This is a genomic window from Methylovulum psychrotolerans (assembly GCF_002209385.1).
GTDB lineage: Bacteria > Pseudomonadota > Gammaproteobacteria > Methylococcales > Methylomonadaceae > Methylovulum > Methylovulum psychrotolerans.
The window spans coordinates 741,644-759,684 of the sequence record NZ_CP022129.1 but is presented as its reverse complement, the minus strand read 5'-3'; the positions used below and the strand labels follow the sequence as shown (position 1 = coordinate 759,684).

At 50.9% G+C, this 18,041-nt stretch carries 17 protein-coding genes; 5 read left to right on the top strand and 12 right to left on the bottom strand.

Annotated features, from left to right (window positions below):
• The first annotated feature begins 2 nt into the window (after nucleotides 1-2).
• A complete protein-coding gene (locus CEK71_RS03205) occupies nucleotides 3-506 on the top strand; it encodes a methylated-DNA--[protein]-cysteine S-methyltransferase (protein WP_088618033.1) in 504 nt (167 codons plus the stop codon).
• Here CEK71_RS03205 and glgX read toward each other — a convergent pair.
• Nucleotides 503-2,599, bottom strand: coding sequence for a glycogen debranching protein GlgX (gene glgX, locus CEK71_RS03200; protein ID WP_088618032.1), 2,097 nt, complete (start codon nucleotides 2,597-2,599; stop codon nucleotides 503-505). The genes CEK71_RS03205 and glgX overlap by 4 nt on opposite strands.
• 255 nt (nucleotides 2,600-2,854) lie before the next feature.
• Here glgX and CEK71_RS03195 point away from each other — a divergent pair, with 255 nt between their 5' ends.
• The 3 genes from CEK71_RS03195 to CEK71_RS03185 all read left to right on the top strand — a co-directional run bounded on the left by CEK71_RS03195 (nucleotide 2,855) and on the right by CEK71_RS03185 (nucleotide 6,021).
• Entirely contained in the window at nucleotides 2,855-3,589 is a 735-nt protein-coding gene (locus CEK71_RS03195; RefSeq protein ID WP_088618031.1) for a sulfotransferase family protein, read from the top strand.
• Between the two features lie 41 nt (nucleotides 3,590-3,630).
• Complete coding sequence (locus CEK71_RS03190; protein ID WP_088618030.1) at nucleotides 3,631-4,314, top strand: sulfotransferase family 2 domain-containing protein; 684 nt, start codon at nucleotides 3,631-3,633, stop codon at nucleotides 4,312-4,314.
• A 147-nt stretch (nucleotides 4,315-4,461) separates the two neighbouring features.
• Nucleotides 4,462-6,021 carry a hypothetical protein gene (locus CEK71_RS03185; RefSeq protein ID WP_157678957.1) on the top strand — a complete coding sequence of 520 codons (1,560 nt, stop codon included), beginning with the start codon at nucleotides 4,462-4,464 and terminating at the stop codon, nucleotides 6,019-6,021.
• A gap of 48 nt (nucleotides 6,022-6,069) precedes the next feature.
• On the opposite strand, the gene thrC is transcribed toward CEK71_RS03185, so the two are convergent.
• From thrC to CEK71_RS03145, 8 genes are all read right to left on the bottom strand, one after another.
• Nucleotides 6,070-7,155, bottom strand: coding sequence for a threonine synthase (gene thrC / locus CEK71_RS03180; protein ID WP_088618028.1), 1,086 nt, complete (start codon nucleotides 7,153-7,155; stop codon nucleotides 6,070-6,072).
• Between the two features lie 91 nt (nucleotides 7,156-7,246).
• Nucleotides 7,247-8,557 (bottom strand): homoserine dehydrogenase, encoded by a 1,311-nt coding sequence (locus CEK71_RS03175; RefSeq protein WP_088621488.1) that lies wholly within the window; start codon nucleotides 8,555-8,557, stop codon nucleotides 7,247-7,249.
• Between the two features lie 88 nt (nucleotides 8,558-8,645).
• Nucleotides 8,646-8,852 carry a DUF1289 domain-containing protein gene (locus CEK71_RS03170; RefSeq protein ID WP_088618027.1) on the bottom strand — a complete coding sequence of 69 codons (207 nt, stop codon included), beginning with the start codon at nucleotides 8,850-8,852 and terminating at the stop codon, nucleotides 8,646-8,648.
• Nucleotides 8,853-9,031: 179 nt separating this feature from the next.
• Complete coding sequence (gene miaA / locus CEK71_RS03165) at nucleotides 9,032-9,970, bottom strand: tRNA (adenosine(37)-N6)-dimethylallyltransferase MiaA (protein ID WP_088621487.1); 939 nt, start codon at nucleotides 9,968-9,970, stop codon at nucleotides 9,032-9,034.
• Between the two features lie 42 nt (nucleotides 9,971-10,012).
• Nucleotides 10,013-11,815, bottom strand: coding sequence for a DNA mismatch repair endonuclease MutL (gene mutL, locus CEK71_RS03160; protein WP_088618026.1), 1,803 nt, complete (start codon nucleotides 11,813-11,815; stop codon nucleotides 10,013-10,015).
• A gap of 19 nt (nucleotides 11,816-11,834) precedes the next feature.
• Nucleotides 11,835-13,034, bottom strand: a complete 1,200-nt coding sequence (locus CEK71_RS03155; protein ID WP_088618025.1) for an N-acetylmuramoyl-L-alanine amidase — start codon at nucleotides 13,032-13,034, stop codon at nucleotides 11,835-11,837.
• Between the two features lie 103 nt (nucleotides 13,035-13,137).
• The gene (gene tsaE, locus CEK71_RS03150) at nucleotides 13,138-13,557 is read right to left on the bottom strand and encodes a tRNA (adenosine(37)-N6)-threonylcarbamoyltransferase complex ATPase subunit type 1 TsaE (RefSeq protein ID WP_088618024.1); all 420 of its coding nucleotides are present in this window, start codon (nucleotides 13,555-13,557) and stop codon (nucleotides 13,138-13,140) included.
• Nucleotides 13,557-15,044 (bottom strand): NAD(P)H-hydrate dehydratase, encoded by a 1,488-nt coding sequence (locus CEK71_RS03145; RefSeq protein WP_088618023.1) that lies wholly within the window; start codon nucleotides 15,042-15,044, stop codon nucleotides 13,557-13,559. The genes tsaE and CEK71_RS03145 overlap by 1 nt, the downstream gene beginning before the upstream one ends.
• A gap of 240 nt (nucleotides 15,045-15,284) precedes the next feature.
• Here CEK71_RS03145 and CEK71_RS03140 point away from each other — a divergent pair, with 240 nt between their 5' ends.
• Nucleotides 15,285-15,857: a beta-class carbonic anhydrase gene (locus tag CEK71_RS03140; RefSeq protein ID WP_088618022.1), complete on the top strand. Its 573-nt coding sequence runs from the start codon at nucleotides 15,285-15,287 to the stop codon at nucleotides 15,855-15,857.
• A 36-nt stretch (nucleotides 15,858-15,893) separates the two neighbouring features.
• Here CEK71_RS03140 and CEK71_RS03135 read toward each other — a convergent pair whose 3' ends face one another.
• From CEK71_RS03135 to CEK71_RS03125, 3 genes are all read right to left on the bottom strand, one after another.
• Complete coding sequence (locus tag CEK71_RS03135) at nucleotides 15,894-16,181, bottom strand: hypothetical protein (RefSeq protein ID WP_088618021.1); 288 nt, start codon at nucleotides 16,179-16,181, stop codon at nucleotides 15,894-15,896.
• Nucleotides 16,182-16,254: 73 nt separating this feature from the next.
• The gene (locus CEK71_RS03130; RefSeq protein WP_088618020.1) at nucleotides 16,255-17,208 is read right to left on the bottom strand and encodes a YVTN family beta-propeller repeat protein; all 954 of its coding nucleotides are present in this window, start codon (nucleotides 17,206-17,208) and stop codon (nucleotides 16,255-16,257) included.
• A gap of 8 nt (nucleotides 17,209-17,216) precedes the next feature.
• Nucleotides 17,217-17,780, bottom strand: a complete 564-nt coding sequence (locus CEK71_RS03125) for an SRPBCC family protein (RefSeq protein ID WP_088618019.1) — start codon at nucleotides 17,778-17,780, stop codon at nucleotides 17,217-17,219.
• Nucleotides 17,781-18,041: the final 261 nt, after the last annotated feature.

The following is an 18,041-nucleotide window of genomic DNA, read 5'->3' as shown; positions in this document are numbered from 1 at the left end:
TTATGAAAAACAGCATCCGCTTTGTTATTAGCCCTTGTTCTTTAGGCTATGTTTTAGTAGCCGAAACGGCTAATGGGATATGCGCCATTGCCTTGGATGATGACGAACAGGCCTTAAGCGCCTATCTGCAAAACCTGTTCCCCAAGGCTTTACTCATTCCTAACCATCATTCAATAGAGAGGGCAGCGCAAGTGCTGGCACTTATCGAAGCCCCCCAGTTGCCGTGTAGCTTACCTTTAGACATTCAGGGCACGGCGTTTCAGCAACAGGTTTGGCAAGCCTTACGCGCCATTGCGCCCGGCACAACGCTGAGCTATTCCCAACTGGCCGAAGCTATCGGCGCCCCTAAAGCCGTGCGGGCGGTAGCGGGGGCTTGCGCCGCCAATAAATTGGCGGTCGCCATACCCTGCCACCGCATCATCCATAAAAACGGCAACAACTCCGGCTACCGTTGGGGTGTTGCCCGCAAGGCCGAGTTATTGCGCCGCGAGCAGCTTAAACCTTAACGGCCTTCAAATACCACCACACTGCGTCCCGCCACTTGGTAGCCGGATTTACCGGCGCGTTTCTGTTTGTTAGGCAGGACAATATCGCCCGGCGATGCCAGCGAGGTATTGACCGCCAAATACCAGATCCTGCCTTCAAAAACGGGTAAATTAATGGTGACGGCGGTGTCCGCCATATTCATGACAATATGCAAATCCGCTTCATGAGCCTCATGGATTTCACGCCCTATGAGCGTATAACGCAATAGCTGCGCGTGTGGGTCATCCCAACACGGCACATCATCGCCATTTTGCCAATGCCAGATAATATCCGGCAACAAGCGTTCGCCGCTGGGCTTGCCGGTCAAAAAATGGCGGCGCATAATGCTGGGATGACGCTTGCGCAAAGCGATCATCTGTTGGACAAAGCGCACAATATCGGCATTTTTTTTGGCCAAATCCCAGTTTAACCAAGACAAGCCATTATCTTGGCAGTAGCCGTTATTATTGCCGTTCTGGGTGTTGAGAAATTCATCTCCGGCCAATAACATCGGCACACCTTGGCTCAGCAATAAGATCGCCAACGCATTTTTGGCCTGTTGCCGCCGTAATGCCATAATCGCCGGATTATCCGTGTCGCCTTCGACACCACAATTGTAGCTCAGGCTATTATTGCAGCCGTCCTGATTGTTCTCGCCGTTCGCTTCGTTATGTTTTTGGTTGTAACTGAACAGATCATATAAGGTAAAGCCATCATGGCAAGTGATAAAGTTAATGCTGCTGATCGGCATACGGCCATGCGGCTCATAGAGGTCGCTACTGCCGCACAGACGGGTCGCCACTTCATTGACAATCCCTTTATCGCCGCGCAGAAAGCGGCGCACACTGTCACGGTAACGCCCATTCCATTCCCCCCAGCGATAGCCGGGAAAACTGCCGACCTGATATAATCCGGCGGCATCCCAAGCTTCGGCAATCAATTTAGTTCTTGCCAATTGTTCGGACAGCTCTATCCCCCAGAGCACAGGCGGGTTATGCAGGACTTCACCGCCCTCACCCCGCGCCAAAGCACTGGCAAGGTCAAAGCGGAAACCGTCAACATGCATTTCCCGCACCCAATATTCCAGACAACTGATGATAAAACGCGATACTAAAGGATGGTTGGCGTTGACGGTATTGCCGCAACCCGTATAATCATGGAAAATACTCTTATCAAAAGGGTCGAGATGATAGAAAATATCCCCTGAAATGCCCTTGAAATTAATCATCGGCCCGCGCGTACCCGCTTCGGAGGTATGGTTGAACACCACGTCAAGGATGACACCCATGCCCGCCTTATGTAAGGCCTTAACCAAGTCGCGGAATTCTTGGATATGGGTGCCTTGCTCCGGTGTGACGCAAAAGCCCGGATGCGGGCTAAAAAAGCTGTGCGTACTGTAACCCCAATAATTTTTCAACCCCAATTCGGCAGTATGCTGCGGCACGTCTTGCTCATCAAAGGCCATCACCGGCAACAGCTCGACATGGCTGATACCCAATGCTTGCAAATAGGGGATTTTTTCAATCAAACCCGCAAACGTGCCGGGATGTTTGACTTTGGCTGTGGTGTCGCGGGTATACCCACCCACATGCAGCTCATAAACAATGGCTTTTTCACTGCTGATGCGTAGCGGCGTATCGCCTTCCCAGTCATAACGTAGGTCTACCACAGCTCCCCGCATGGCGGTTTGGCTATTATCGCCTGGCCTACAGGCGATGGCACGCTGCCAACGTTTATGGCTGACTGCCCGCGCCCAAGGGTCAAGCAAATGCTTGTCTTTATCAAAGCGCAAGCCGGAATGGACGGGATCGTAAGGGCCATCCAGCCGCCAGCAGTACCAAGTACCGACCGGCAAATCTTTAACAAAAACATGCCAAGAAAAAAAAGTGCGGTTTTTCTCTTTGCTCAGCGTAATGATATGGGAAGGCTCGGTACTGTCTGAAGCGGTAAACAGCAATAACTCTACCGCTGTGGCATGACGGCTGAAAATGGAAAAATTAACCCCGCCCTCAGTGACAGTGCAACCTGGCGGATAAGGATTGCCGTGTTTTAATTTAAATTCGAGTTTGTGCATATTTTTATGAATAACCGTGTCGTTGTCTGGCAATATTTTCTATAAAACATCACCCGTAATGAAATAGTCACTATTTCTTATTATCATTGTAGCCCTTTGCCACCAATAAACTAGCAACTGACTGTTTAAGCCATTTGCAGCGTGTCGGTTCATCATCCCCCATGCTTACTTTTACTGCCACCCCATTTCCCATGCCCTCGCTTTTTACAATAATCCACTGAGAAAACCGTTTTTTAAGACAGGAAAATTTTGATTATGAACTATTTATTCATTTGTGGCACAGCCCGTTCCGGAACAACGGCCATGTGGCGTTTAGTGACAGCGGACGAGCGTTTGGTCATTGGCTTGGAAAGATATTCCAAGCATAGCTCCCATCATGCGCTGACCACTGACCTGTTTACCCCAGAGCGCTTTCTTGAGCTTCGGGCCGGCGACACGTTCTACCCTAATTTATGCGAATTTGACCCTTATTATGAAAAAGTTGGGGCATTGTTAGCCCATGCCGAGTATGTCGGTGATAAAATCCCCAAATTATTTAATTTTTTAGATACGCTATTCGCAAATATCCCGACAGCGAAAGTCATTTTTATGCTGCGGAATATCATTGATGTCGCCACCTCTTTCGAAAGTCGGGCCAACAGCATCCAAGACAAATCTTGGCCTGAAACCCGCAAAACTCAGGCGGCCATTAAGGAGTGGAGAAACTCCTTACTCATGCTGAAAAAATATCACCATGATGACCGTGTGTTTCCGGTCATTTACGAAGAGTTTTTCGCAGCCAACAGCTCTATAGAGCCATTGTACCAATTTCTTGGCCTAGAACCCACCCAAGCCGCCCATTTAGCCCACCAGACATTGCTGGCACAAAACCTGCAATTGGAAATAAAACGCCGTAAACGGGAATTGTCGGTCGAAGGCGTGCAACAAATTTGCGAGACGGCACCTTTTGCTTTATACAGGGAAGTGCTACGCACTATTAGGGCTAAATAAGCAGATTTTTACTTTCAGACATCTTATATAATCAGGCAACTATGGCTATCATTAACCATTCCCATAAATTTATCTTTGTCCATATCCCAAAAACTGCCGGAACCTCCCTAACCTCCGCACTGGAAAAATATACCCATTACTGCGATTTGGAAATTGGCGGCACGGCTTTTGGCGAACAGATACAAAGCCCCTACAGAAAACGTTTCGGCTTGGCCAAACATTCCACCGCCAAAGAAATACGCAATGTGTTAGGTACTGTGGCTTGGGCACAAACATTCAGCTTTTCTTTTGTCCGCAATCCTTTTTCCCGCTGTCTATCAACCTACCATTTTTTGCGCAAATGGGATGCACCAAACAGTGAAATATCCAGAAAAATCAGAGGTTTTAATAGCTTCGATGATTATGTGTTATCGGATATTTGGCAAGAAACCAATGGCCCTGACGAATTGTTCCGCCCACAAATTTATTGGCTACGCGCAAACATTAACACCAATAGCCTACTGGTCGATTTTGTCGGTCAAGTCGAACGTATTAACGAAGATTTTGCCACCATCCTTCATTCTATTGGCATACCGGAAAGTAAACGCCCAAGCACTTTACCAAAACTCAACAGCAGTCAGCCTTCAGCACTGACTGACATTAAAAATCAGGCAGTGATCGACAAAATTATCACAAAATACCGGGTCGATTTTGAAACCTTCGGCTATCCTTATTCGCCTTATTGACCGAGATGTTGTTTGGCGTACAGAGAGCCCGCAGCAGCCTAACAACAATTGTCTAAGGCGGGCTTTATAAGCGACCCGTTTGACCGTTGCGTTTTTTTGCAAAATCTCAACATTATCCTTACTGTCAAATCCAATAGGAATACGCCATTGTCACCCAAAAAACCTCATTTTATCACTGCCACCCATTATTTCGGACGCTGTTCTATGGGTAACTTTTGGAATACGTTCGAATGTGGGCGGGTGCCTGACGATTTTAAACAAATCCGTGCTGACGGCTTTAACGCCATTATCCTCATTGTTCCGTGGGCGCACCTACAGCCGCACACTCAGCCGATTGAATATGACCAAACCATTTTAGGCAGGTTATCTTACTTGCTCGCCCAAGCGCGTGCCGTCGGTTTGCGCATTATGCTAAGGCTAGGTTATTTGTGGGAAAATGCCCCGGCCGATATGACAACCTACCGCCGCTACCAACGGCTATTGACCGATCCGCAGCTGCAATTGGCTTGGCAGGATTATCTCGCTAAAGTGGAAAGCGTGGTCGGTGAGGATGCCCAAGACTGCAATTTTTTCCTTAGCTGGGAAGATGCTTATTGGCCGGTGTTGCGCCACCCTGAAAACCTGCGTCCAGAAGCCCGCATCAAATACGCCCAAGACATCGGGCTGACCGCCTATATCAAAAAACGTTTTGCTTTTAAGCAGCTACAGGCACTTTACGATGTCACTGCCGACTCTTATGATACCTTGCCCGCCCCCACCTCCAGGGAAAAATTATTTGCCGAATTCGCCCTATTTTTTGACCGCGAATACATAGAGCCGTGGATACTCGCCAGTAAAAATGCGTTAGTCCATGACATTTGGTATGAACACCGTATCGATCCTGATGTATTTTACGGGGATGGCTGGCAAGACTCCGTAGAATACGGCTCCTATAAAACCGGCAGCAGTTGTGATGTCATCTATTATCATCCTAAAATAGGGGTAAGTGGCGCTAAGCCCCTCAGCGCCGACGAGGCCGCCAAACACATGCAGCGGGTCTTAAATGGCTTCCGACCTTTTAATATCCACAAAAAACCGGTTTTTTTAGACCAGTTCAACTTTAAGATCAATAATCCCAAGCACCCTGATTTTGCCCGTCTGGCGGACGAGCATGTCCCCCGGCTTTTAGAACAACTGGTTCCCCTGTTCAAAAAAAATCTGATCGGCTATGGTGTCTGGGGCTACCGTGATTGGCGTGACGACAAAATTTTTAACGGGGCTTTTGAATTGGGCCTGGCCGGCTGGGAAGGCACTCAGCTGATTATGGAAGGCGACACTGTCCTGTTGACAGCGGGCAGCGAGCTGAAACAAGCTAACTTACCCCCCATGCCGTTTGTTTATATTGAATGTTTGCCGCTACCCGGCGAAACAGTGCTGAGCATCAGCAACGGCGTATGCACCGAACAGCAAACCGTTACCGCCGATACCTGTGAAATCATCCTGACTTTTGCCCAGAACAACACGGGCAAAGGGCCGCTTCATATCAATTGCCTGCAAGGTACGCTCAGCATCCGTAAAGTCGCTTACTATTCGCACATTTACAGCAACGGCATGAGGGATATTAACGGCGCGGCCAGCCCTATCCTCAATGCGATTGCCCGTTTTAACCATACGCTTGCCCCCAACCTGCCAACGGCGGCCCATAAGCAAGCCGCCCTGCCCGCTTAAGGCCACCCGCCCCGACTGAGCCGCCCTTTAAAAAGGGCGGCAAAGGGTTTACAGGCTATCTAAAATAGCCCGTTTTACCGCATCCAAGCTCGCGTCAATGGTAACGGGTTTAGCGTCGGCACATTGCTGCATGGCAATTTCCGGGTCTTTAATGCCGTTGCCCGTCAAGGTGCAGACAATCCGGCTGCCTTCGGGAATTTTGCCGATACTGATGTCATGCAGCGCCCCCGCCAACGATGTTGCGGAAGCGGGTTCACAAAATACCCCTTCAAATTGCGACAACATTTTTTGTGCCGCCAAAATCTGCTCGTCGCTAAACTTATCAAACCAACCGCCGGACTCTTTCTGGACGTTCCAAGCCAAATCCCACGATTGCGGATTACCGATACGGATTGCCGTCGCTAAGGTTTCAGGGTTTTCTATCGGATGGCCCGCCACAAACGGGGCCGCCCCCGCCGCCTGATAACCGCACATAATCGGCAAATTACGGGTCACCGCCGCATGGCTGGCCGAATAACGGGCATATTCGGTATAACCTTTCCAGTACGCAGTGATATTACCCGCATTACCGACAGGTAAGCAGTGATAATCGGGCGCAAAACCCAGCTCATCAACAATTTCAAAGGCAGCGGTTTTTTGGCCTTCGATACGGAACGGATTGATGGAGTTGACAATAGTCACGGGTGCCAATTCGGCGACTTCCTTAACTAAAGCCATGCCTTTATCAAAGTTACCGTTAATTTGGATGATTTTGGCATCATACATCAAGGTTTGTGCCAGCTTGCCCAAGGCGATTTTACCTTCGGGGATCAGTACGAAGGCCTTAATGCCCGCCCGCACCGCATAAGCCGCCGCCGAAGCTGAGGTATTGCCGGTCGAGGCGCAAATAATGGCTTGGCTACCCGCTTCCACGGCTTTGGTCACGGCCATGGTCATCCCACGGTCTTTAAACGAACCGGTGGGGTTCAGGCCTTCAAATTTGACGTAAATATCGACCTCTTTGCCGATCAGGCGGGGGATATTTTGCAATTGGATCAGCGGTGTGTTGCCTTCGCCAAGGCTAATCAGGCGGGTGTCGGCACTGACGGGCAGGCGGTCACGGTAGCGTTCAATTAAACCGGTGTAACGGGACATGAGAGTTCCTATGGATTTGAATAGTGATAATTAGGTTTATTAATGCTTATTAGGTAAGCTTTATTGTATAGAGCAGAGCTAACCAATAAGACTAGCCCAGCGTTTCCATGCGGATACGGTTGACTTTGCCGCTGACCGTGGGCAAGGCTTCAATCGCCCGGATAGCGGCGTTCATTTCTTGTTCCAAGGTGATTTGCGTCAACATGATAATCGGCAAGGCTGTGCTCTCTTTAGGCGGCTCTTTTTGGATAATGGCTTCTATACTGATGTCATGGTCGGCGAGAATTTTTGTGACGTCCGCCAATACCCCTGGCTTATCTTCGGCGTTCAGGCGCAAATAATACGACGTTTTAATGCGTTCCGCCGAAAGGACCGGAATATCCGCCAAGGCATCGGCACGGAACGCCAAATGCGGCACCCGGTTTTCCGGGTCGGAAGTCAAGGCGCGTACCACATCAATAACATCGGCGACCACGGACGAGCCAGTCGGCTCAGCCCCTGCACCCGCACCGTAATATAAGGTCGCGCCGACAGCGTCGCCTTTGACCAACACCGCATTCATCACGCCGTTGACATTGGCGATCAGCCGCCGCTCAGGAATCAAGGTCGGATGCACCCGCAATTCAATGCCCTCGGCAGTTTTGCGGGCAATCCCCAAATGCTTGATACGGTAGCCCAATTGCTCGGCATATTCAACGTCAATCCGGGCAATTTCGGTAATGCCTTCGGTATAAACCTTCTCAAACTGCAAAGGGATGCCAAAAGCAATCGATGCCAATATAGTCAGTTTATGCCCGGCATCAATACCTTCGACATCAAAAGTAGGGTCGGCCTCGGCATAACCTAGCGCTTGGGCTTCGGCCAACACATCGGCAAAATCGCGGCCTTTATCACGCATTTCGGTCAGGATAAAGTTGCCCGTACCATTGATAATACCGGCCACCCATTGGATTTGGTTGCCGCTTAAGCCTTCACGGATCGCCTTAATAATGGGTATGCCGCCCGCCACCGCCGCTTCAAAAGCGACGATTACGCCTTGCTCACTGGCTTTGGCGAATATCTCGTTACCGTGGGTGGCAATCAGCGATTTATTGGCGGTGACAATATGTTTGCCGTTGGCAATGGCGGTCAGAATCATATCTTTAACCGTCCCTGCCCCACCGATGGTTTCCACAATAATGTCGATATCAGGGTCGTTGATGATGTCTAAGGGGTCGGTGGTCAATTGTATATCTTGCGTGTCGCAGATACGCGGTTTTTGTAAATCTCTTGCCGAGGCGCGGGTAATGATAATTTCCCGTCCGGCGCGGCGGGCAATTTCTGCCGCGTTGCGCTTTAAGATATTGACCGTACCGCCACCGACAGTACCCAATCCCAACACACCTACTTTTATCGGTTTCAAAGCAAACTCCAGTTCAGCTAAAAGCTGACCATTATATTTCATAAGCCGTAAGGCACAAGCGCGAGTTTACGGTTAGCGGCCTTGAGCCTTAGGACGTTTTTACTAATTTCTTACGCACTTTTTTGCTGACCATATTAATAAACTCATCGCTGTTGTCATAGCCTTGGACTTTGATAAACTCGACTATCGACGCGATTAATTTTTTGGTGTCGGCGATTTCTTGGTGCGAACGTCCGCAACCTTGGCAATGTGTGCCGTCTTTTGTGCAGAGGTCAGCACAGGGGGTAAATTTCATAACATCTCTCGGATTATTTTAAGTAAATCGGGCGGGGCTTTAGTCAGTGGCCCATTAAGAATGCCAAGATAGCCGACACCTTGCGGTAACTTGCCTTATTTTAAAGCTATTTACCGCGCAGGACACGAAGAATACGCAATTTTTGCCGATGCATCCGTCTTATGGTCGGCTTATCGGCGTTAAACCAGCAGATGGCGGCCAATGCAGGCAAGGGCTTGGCTGACTAACGCGCTGTCGCCCGTCACCAACTGCTCGGCTTCGGTTTCTTTACGCAGCCAAGTGAATTGCCGCTTGGCCAGTTGGCGGGTGGCGGCGATGGCCTGCTCGATCATAGTCTGCCAATCCGTATCGCCATGCAGATAGGCCCATACTTGCCGATAACCCACCGCCCTCAGTGCGGGCAAAGCGGCGTTTAAATCGCCGCGCTGGTACAGCGCCCTGACCTCCTCGACCAAACCTTGCGCCAGCATCTGATGGAAGCGTTCGGCAATAATGCCGTGCAGGATAGCCCTATCAGACGGGGCGACCACCAGCTTAAGGATACGGTAAGGGATCGCGGGGCCGGTATCGGCAAAAAAGTCCGACAAGGGTTGGCCGCTTAATTCATAGACTTCCAAGGCCCGTTGCACCCGTTGCGGGTCGTTAGGATGGATTCTGGCGGCGGCTTTAGGGTCTATCGCCGCCAAGCGCTGATGCAAGGCCTCTTTACCTAAAGTGGCCAACTCTTGGTCTAAACGCCGCCTCAGCTCCGGGTTGGCCGTTGGCAGCACGGCCAAGCCACTGCTCAAGGCATTAAAATACAGCATGGTGCCGCCCACCAAAATCGGCAATTTGCCGCGTGCGGTCAAGTCCGCCATCAAAGCCAAGGCTTGGCTGCGGAATTGTCCGGTGGAATAGGCCTCAGAAGGGTCAAGGATATCGATCAGATGATGGGGAATGCCGCCGCGCTCCTGCGCGGTCGGTTTGGCCGTGCCGATGTCCATGCCGCGAAACACCAAAGCCGAATCGACACTGATGATTTCGCCATTAAGCTGCTGTGCCAATTGCACCGCTAAAGCCGTTTTGCCGGAAGCGGTCGGCCCCATGAGAAAAATGGCGGGGGGAAGGGTTAAATCCATAAATACGGGTTCAGGCAAGGGGGCGGCAAACGGCACAAGGCCTTATTGTCCGCGCAAAAAGAATTTATCCAATTCGCCCGTTGAGAGGGCAATCCAAGTAGGGCGGCCATGGTTGCATTGCCCGCTCCGTTCGGTTTTTTCCATATCGCGCAGCAAGCCGTTCATCTCCTCAACCGTCAGGCGGCGTTGGGCGCGGATGGCTCCGTGGCAAGCCATTGTCGCCAACAGTTCTTGGATATGCTCTTGCACCCGTTGGCTCATGCCATGCTCGGACAAATCCGCCAACACATCGCGGAACAAGGTTTCGACATCGGTATGGCGTAACAAAGCCGGCACGGCGCGTAGCACTATGGTTTCGGGGCCAAAACGGTTAATGTCAAACCCCAAGGCCAAAAAAATGGCTTGGGCCTGTTCGGCCAAGTCGGCTTCGGCAAGGCTGGTGCTGAGTTTTATCGGCAACAGCAAGGGCTGGCTGGCGACTGTACCTTGCTGATATTGCTGTTTCAGGCGTTCATAAGTGACCCGCTCATGGGCGGCATGGGCATCCACCAAAATAATGCCCGTGCGCGTCTCCGAGAGGATAAAAATATTATGTAAATGGGCAATGGCATAGCCTAACGGCGGTACATCGCCCGCCGCCGCTGGTGCGGCTATCGGCAAAGGTTCGGCGGCCAATTGCGCGTAATGCCGAAGCTGCTCTTCAACCTGCAAAGGCAATTGGCTTTGTCTGGCAAGCGACGGTTGGTAAACCGCCGCCGTACCGCCCCCTGTCGCCGCCACTGTCGGCGGTAAAGGCGGATGTGACACCTCAGGTAACGTATGGATAGTCAAATCGGGATGGCCGGGACGTAAATCCGCCAAGCTACGGTGTAAGGCGCTGAACAAAAAATCATGCACCAACCGCCCTTCCCTAAACCGGACTTCCAATTTGGCGGGATGGGCATTGACATCAACTAAGGTCGGATCTAAGGTCAGGTATAACACAAATACCGGATGGCGGCCATGAAACAGGACATCCTGATAAGCTTGCTTGACCGCATGGGCGACCAGCTTATCCTTAATCAGCCGGCAGTTGACATAAAAAAACTGCATGTCCTGCTGGCTACGCGAAAACGTCGGCAAGCCGACCCAGCCGGTCAATTGCAAACCGGCTGCGGCAAAATCAATGCTGACGGTGTTATCGACAAAGGCTTGGCCGCACAAGCTGGCGACGCGCTGGATTTGCTGGGCTTCGCTAAGTGCGGGCTTTAATTTAAAGATTTCCTTTTGGTTATGCACCAAGGTCAGGCCAATATCAAAACGGCTTAAGGCCATGCGTTGCAGTAAAGTTTCGATATGGTTAAATTCGGTTTTTTCCGTCTTTAAAAACTTGCGCCGAGCGGGGGTATTATAAAACAAATCCCTTACTTCAATCGTTGTTCCCGGTGGGTGCGGGTCGGGTTGCGGGGCAAAATCCTGTTCGGAACCGTCGGCAGCGACCCGCCAAGCGCAATCGCTGGCCGCCGTGCGGGAAATTAGCGTCAACCTCGACACCGAGCTGATACTGGGCAAAGCCTCACCGCGAAAACCCATGCTGGCGACCTGCTCCAAATCCTGTAAAGAGGCAATTTTGCTGGTGGCATGACGAGACAAAGCCAGCGGCAAATCGTCTTTAACAATGCCGCAACCATCGTCCCTAATTTTAATCAGCCGGATGCCGCCCTGCTCTATCTCTATATGGATGTGGCCGGCTCCGGCATCAAAACTATTTTCGACCAGCTCCTTAACTACCGAGGACGGCCTTTCGACAACTTCACCCGCAGCAATTTGGTTAACCAGTTGGGTCGGTAAGGGATGTATGCGCATTAAGCCTTAAATCGTTTTTTTACAGTGCCGCCATACGGCTATCGATGGGCGCAGATTTTTTAAAATAATCATACACGCCTGCAAAAATGGCCCTGGCCATTTGCGTCTGGTAGCGCGGATTAACTAAATTCTGCTCTTCCAGAGGATTGGAAATAAAAGCCGTCTCCACCAAAATGGAGGGGATATCAGGTGACTTAAGGACAATAAAAGCGGCTTTTTGCACCGCATCACGATGTAATTGGTTCACTCCGTCAAAATGCCTTAACACACTGTCGGCAACTTGTTGGCTGGCGGATAAGGTGGCCGTTTGCGACAAATCCAACAGCACCGAAGCCAACACGTCTTCTTTATCGCTTAAATTGACCCCGCCCACCAATTCGGCGGCATTTTCCGACTTTTCCAGCCAACGGGCGGCTTCGCTGGATGCGCCCTGAGTCGATAAGGTGAATACGGAAGCCCCACGCACCGAAGTATCATTAAACGCATCGGCATGTACGGAAATAAACAAATCGGCTTTGGCGGCACGCGCAACCTGCATCCTTTCCCGCAGGCCGACATAATCATCACCCTTACGTACCATCACCGCTTTCATACCCGGCTGGGCATCAATCAGCACGGCAAGCTTTTGGGCAATGGCAAACGTGACCACCTTCTCTTCGGTACCTTGCGGGCCATGGGCACCCGGATCATTACCGCCATGCCCTGCGTCAATGGCAATAACAATATCACGGCCTTTATGAATAATGGCTTTGGGTTCGGCGGCAGGCTTAAGCTTAGCAACCTTAGGTGCTACTGCTGCAACGGCTTTAGGGTCATTAGCGGATATCGCCTTATGGGTAAGGTCAACCGTCAAGCGGTGTTCGTTACGGTTATTGGACGATAAGGAGAATTTTTCCGGGCTAATGGCTTTTTTTAAATCGATCACCAGCTTTACGCCAGCCGCATCCTGAACCGCCAAACGGGTCTTAGCAAATAAGGGGTGGTCAGCCGGAGGCTGTTGTAAACTGCCCTGCAAAGCGGCATTTTTAATGACGATGACTAAGCGTGGCGGGTTATCCATAACAAAAACGCGATGCTTAGGTGAGGCCGTAACGGCAACCGACAGATGGCCTTGTCGATTATCGTAAGCTAATGCCCCCACTTGGATGGGTTCTGGCAACGCCATAGCAGCCCCTGATTGCAAGGCTAAAATACACAGTATTTTATGGTAATTTTTCATAGACAACGCCAAAAAATAATATCTCAGTCGAGATTATATAGTAGCTTATCCTTAGATATATACAAGATATATACAAACCGGACTCTCTAAACCGGATGATTTTTTACGGCTTACCCCACTCCAAGGTCATCAGCCGTCCATTGCCTTCGGCTTCCAAACGGATGATGATGTCAGGCGGCGGTAAAAACCCCAAGCCTTTTTCGGCCCACTCGATAAAACACAGGCAAGGCTGGCTAAAATAGTCACTTATACCTATCCATTCCAGCTCTTCCGGTTCGGCAAGCCGATATAAATCGAAATGGTAGATGGTTTGCCCTTTAATGACATATTCTTCCACTAAGGTATAAGTGGGGCTTTTGACCGCCCCCACAAACCCGGCTGCACGCAGATACGCCCGTACCAGCGTAGTCTTACCCGCCCCCAGATCACCTTGCAGAAACACCACAGCTTGCGCGGGTAACAGTTCGCGTAATTCGCCGCCTAACTGTTCGGTCGCCGCAGTGTCGGCCAAGTAACGGCGCATCAGTGGTTAACCAAACGCCGTAAATGCGGCATCAGATCACTGGCAAGCAAGCCGCGCTCACCGTCTTGCATCGCAGCCATATCGGCGGCTTTACCGTGGATATACACGCCTTGCTGGGCGGCATCTTTTAACGAAAAACCTTGTGCCAACAATCCGGCTATAACGCCGCACAGCGCGTCCCCCATACCGCCTGAAGCCATGCCCGGATTACCGCTAGTGGATACGCCAATATCATCGGCGGTGGCGATTAACGTACCCGCCCCCTTAAGGATGGCGATGCCGCCATATTTTTTTTGGACATTGGCGACCACCGTAAAACGGTCTTCTTTTATTTTCGCTATGGGCAAGTTCATCAACCGTGCGGCCTCGCCGACATGCGGGGTCAAGATACTCCGGTAAGGGGTCAGCAGCAGATTGTTATGTGCAGCCGGAATTTTCGCCAGAATATTGAGGGCATCAGCATCAATCACCGATACCTTCCGGGAATGGATCACCGCCAATAACAATTCCTTTGCCCAATGGCTTTGGCCTAGGCCGGGGCCGATAACGACTACATTGGCTTTTTCCAACAGGCTGGTCAGCTGCTCGGCATTATCGACACCGTGGCACATCAGCTCAGGGCGGTGGACACTGATAAATCCGGTATGCTCTTTACGCGTGGCGACACTCACCAAACCCGCCCCCACCCGCAAAGCGGCTTCCGACGCTAACATTACCGCCCCAATATAGCCACGGTCGCCACCAATCACCAGCACATGACCATTTTTGCTTTTATGTATACAGCGGTCACGGCGCGGAAAAGTCTTCGGTAAGACCCGATACACCGTGGATTGCACATCCTGAAAGACTTCTTCCGGCACATCCAATGAGGCATAAATAATGTCCCCACAATATTCCGCCGCCTCTCCTGTCAGCAAACCCCGTTTCAGGCCAATAAAAGTCACCGTACAATCGGCCTTAACGGCTGCTGCCAGGACGGTTCCGGTATTGGCATTCAGGCCGGACGGCAAGTCTACCGAAATCACCGGACTGGCGCTGTCATTAATCGCTTGGATAGCCGCCAGATACTGGCCAGTCACCGGCCTGTCCAGTCCGGTGCCGAATAACGCATCGACAATAACATCCGCGTTTATAGGCTGCCCCAAACTGAACGTGCTGACGCTACCGTGTGCCGCCCTATAGTGTTGGTAGGCGGTTAACGCATCCCCTTTCAACACATCCGGGCTAACCAAAGCGTAAACGTCAACGGACAAACCCGCTGACAAAGCCAACGCGGCGGCAATATAGCCGTCCCCGGCATTATTGCCTGCCCCACAAAAAACCGCAACTGTCCGCGCGTGCCGCCATTTTTTATGCAGTTGGGCAAAAACGGCGGCACCGGCTTTAGTCATCAGCGCAAAACCGGAAATGCCCCGCTGATGGATAAGCCGCTGTTCGAGTTCCTGAATTTGTGCCGTGTTGTACAGTGTCGGCGGTAGTGTTTGCATAAAATTATTTTGTTAAAATGACCGCAGAATAATCCAATTCCCAACAAGTCCGGCATTTTTGCCGTTTTGGGTTTTCAAAGACATTTTTTATGATACATTAAAGACCGCTAAGATGCTTATAAGGCCTAAAACCCTTTTAGGCGCTTGGCAATGAATGATATGGGATTGGATATCCAAACAATTTGTTTCATGTCCATTCCTTAAGCAACTTATAACTATAAAGAATCCTGAGGAAAACCCATGAGTAACGTATTAAATGAAGTGCTGCTGGCAAACCGCGGTTACGCGGCCAGTTTTGACAAAGGCGACCTGCCTATGCCTCCAGGACGGCGTTTTGCCATTTTGACCTGTATGGACGCACGACTGGACCCTGCCAAATATGCCGGCTTGTCAGAAGGCGACGCGCATGTTATCCGTAATGCGGGTGGCCGAGCCAGTGATGATGCCATACGCTCCTTGGTCATTTCCTACAAACTGCTCGGTACCCGCGAATGGTTTGTTATCCACCATACCGATTGCGGCATGGAAACCTTCACCGACGACATTATGCGCGGCTTACTGGCCTCCAGCTTAAAAACCGCCTCAGTTGACGAACACGGCTGGCATGACTGCTGCGAAGGCCCAGGCTCCGCCGAAGCCAACCACATTAGCTGGCTGACCATTAAAGACCAAGCCCAAAGCGTTTTAGAAGATGTCCAACGCATTAAAGCACATCCCTTAGTGCCTAGCGACATTCCGGTTTACGGCTATATTTATGACGTTAAATCAGGCCGCCTGATCGAAGTGCCGGAAGCCACCGCCGCCGGCAAATAAGGCAAAAGCAGCCGTGCCGGCATTAGTGCCGCACGGCTACTCTTTATCGATCCATTCCTCTAAGGCCGCAATGATGCTCTTCGCTTGGTCTTTGCTGGAAATATTAAACTTGGATTTTTGCTGATATTCCCCGTTGCGTTTTTGGTAACGGCGGATAGTATATTTATCCGGGCCGTATTCTTCCTTAGCGCGGTTCCAATCTTGATAACGGTACATCACCGTCGCCCAAGCCCCCTTGGTCAAAACTTTTTTATCCAGTTCCTTAACGGTCTCAATATCGCCGTCCTGATAACTTACCGTCAATTCATCTACTGTTTCAGCCATGTTATTCCTCAACTATTACCAAATGGTTCGGAGTCTATCATATCGCCCGGCAATATCCGCTTAAAAAACGGCGTTATTTGCCGATAAATTGCCCAAAAGCCCGGCTGCCCTCACCCGTCTTAACCGTCTTAATGACACGCAAGGTTTGCGCGTCCACAACCGAGACAGAATTGTCAAACCAATTGGCGACATAGACATGGCGGTCATCAGGATGGGTACTGATACCTTCCGGCTTTTCGCCGACCGGCACCAAACCTATCGCCGTCAAGGTGGCGGTATCAATCACCGACACCGAGCCGTCGTCTTGGTTAGTCACCAACAAACGGCTGTCATTTAAAGCCAACGCCGCCGCATAAGGCAACATGCTGACCTTAACCGTCGCCAACACCTGCATCCGCCGGGCATCCAGCACCGTCACATCATCACTTTGCACATTAGCGGCATACAAGCGCTCGCCACGGCTATCTAAGGTCAAGCCAAACGGATGCTTACCGACCGCCACAGTTTGCTTCACCGTGCCGCTGCCCAAATCCACCTTACTGACCGAATTGTCCAAACGGTTCGCCACATACAGCCAACGGTTATCGGGGCTGACCGCCAAGCCGGACGGCGATTGCCCCACAGCAATGGTTTGCACCACTTTAAGGCTAGCGGCATCGACCACCCCGACGCTATTATTATACCAATCGGCGACATAAATACGGCGGCTATCCGGGCTAACGGCAATGCCCAACGCCCCGTCACTGACCTTAACCTCCGCCACCAACGCGCGTTGCGCGGTGTCGATAACGGCAAAACCGTGCGCTTCCGGGGTGCTGACATAACAGCGCTTACCGTCGGGGGCAACTGCCACCCCGGCAGGCTTGCCCGGCACGGCAACCGTCGCCACCACCTCGCCCACCGCCGTATCAATAATAGAGACGCTATCGCCCAACTGATTGCTGATATAAGCAAACGGGGCGGCAACCGCCGCAGACGTAAAAAAAGCGGTAGCTATTGCTACCGCTTGCACAAGCTTAGCCCGCACCGGATGGCCTATTTTTCAGCCAAGGCTTTCAAATTGGCCAAGCCACCTTTCAAAATCGCCGTAACGGCGGTATTGGCGGCTTCTTCGTTCATTTCCGCTGGCGGATTGTTGTTCATATAAGCGCGGTAGTAACCGGCTTTCCAAGAAACTACCGTTGCACCGCCTTTCGCTTCCACTTCAATGCTGGCCGCATAGTTGTCCACTGGCAATACGGGTACTTTTTCGTCCACACCCGAATGGTTAATGGTCTTGACGGTGCTCATGTCGATAATTTTATAGGCGTAAGACATATTTTTTTCGTCATACTTTTTCAGCTCTTCCGTGATAGTGCCGCCGGCATCCAAGGTCAACACGCGGACTGAGCCTTTATTGTTACCCTTATCGACAGTGGTGCTTTTAACGCCCGGCAACCAGGACATATCACCGTAATCTTTAATGATATGCCATACTTTTTCGGCAGGGGCGTTAATTGTCACTTCTTCTTCCGCTTTTTGGCGGACTGGGCCGTGGGCATTAGCAACCGCCGTAAACATGAGCATAGCTGAGAACCCCAATAAAGCAATTTTTTTCATAGTCATTTCCTAGTGAGAACAAATAAACGCCCCATTATATGCCAACTACCCGCCGCAAGCATTAGTTGATGGTGTCTTTTCGTGGGTAATGCCCATAGATGGACTAAACAATCAATGGCTTATGAAATACCCCTTATGCAAGCGGAAGGTAAAGGGCTTTAGGCCTTGCCGAATGGCTTAGGAACGCGCATGAAATAAAATCTGTTGTAAAAACGTTACATGGTAACGTCACTACAGTTTTTAGCCTAATCGGGGGTATTT

Coding starts and splice junctions, on each gene's coding strand:
- CEK71_RS03205 (WP_088618033.1), top strand. CDS start 3: ATGAAAAACAGCATCCGCTTTGTTATTAGCCCTTGTTCTTTAGGCTAT.
- glgX (WP_088618032.1), bottom strand. CDS start 2,599: ATGCACAAACTCGAATTTAAATTAAAACACGGCAATCCTTATCCGCCA.
- CEK71_RS03195 (WP_088618031.1), top strand. CDS start 2,855: ATGAACTATTTATTCATTTGTGGCACAGCCCGTTCCGGAACAACGGCC.
- CEK71_RS03190 (WP_088618030.1), top strand. CDS start 3,631: ATGGCTATCATTAACCATTCCCATAAATTTATCTTTGTCCATATCCCA.
- thrC (WP_088618028.1), bottom strand. CDS start 7,155: ATGTCCCGTTACACCGGTTTAATTGAACGCTACCGTGACCGCCTGCCC.
- CEK71_RS03170 (WP_088618027.1), bottom strand. CDS start 8,852: ATGAAATTTACCCCCTGTGCTGACCTCTGCACAAAAGACGGCACACAT.
- miaA (WP_088621487.1), bottom strand. CDS start 9,970: ATGGATTTAACCCTTCCCCCCGCCATTTTTCTCATGGGGCCGACCGCT.
- mutL (WP_088618026.1), bottom strand. CDS start 11,815: ATGCGCATACATCCCTTACCGACCCAACTGGTTAACCAAATTGCTGCG.
- CEK71_RS03155 (WP_088618025.1), bottom strand. CDS start 13,034: ATGAAAAATTACCATAAAATACTGTGTATTTTAGCCTTGCAATCAGGG.
- tsaE (WP_088618024.1), bottom strand. CDS start 13,557: ATGCGCCGTTACTTGGCCGACACTGCGGCGACCGAACAGTTAGGCGGC.
- CEK71_RS03145 (WP_088618023.1), bottom strand. CDS start 15,044: ATGCAAACACTACCGCCGACACTGTACAACACGGCACAAATTCAGGAA.
- CEK71_RS03140 (WP_088618022.1), top strand. CDS start 15,285: ATGAGTAACGTATTAAATGAAGTGCTGCTGGCAAACCGCGGTTACGCG.
- CEK71_RS03135 (WP_088618021.1), bottom strand. CDS start 16,181: ATGGCTGAAACAGTAGATGAATTGACGGTAAGTTATCAGGACGGCGAT.
- CEK71_RS03125 (WP_088618019.1), bottom strand. CDS start 17,780: ATGAAAAAAATTGCTTTATTGGGGTTCTCAGCTATGCTCATGTTTACG.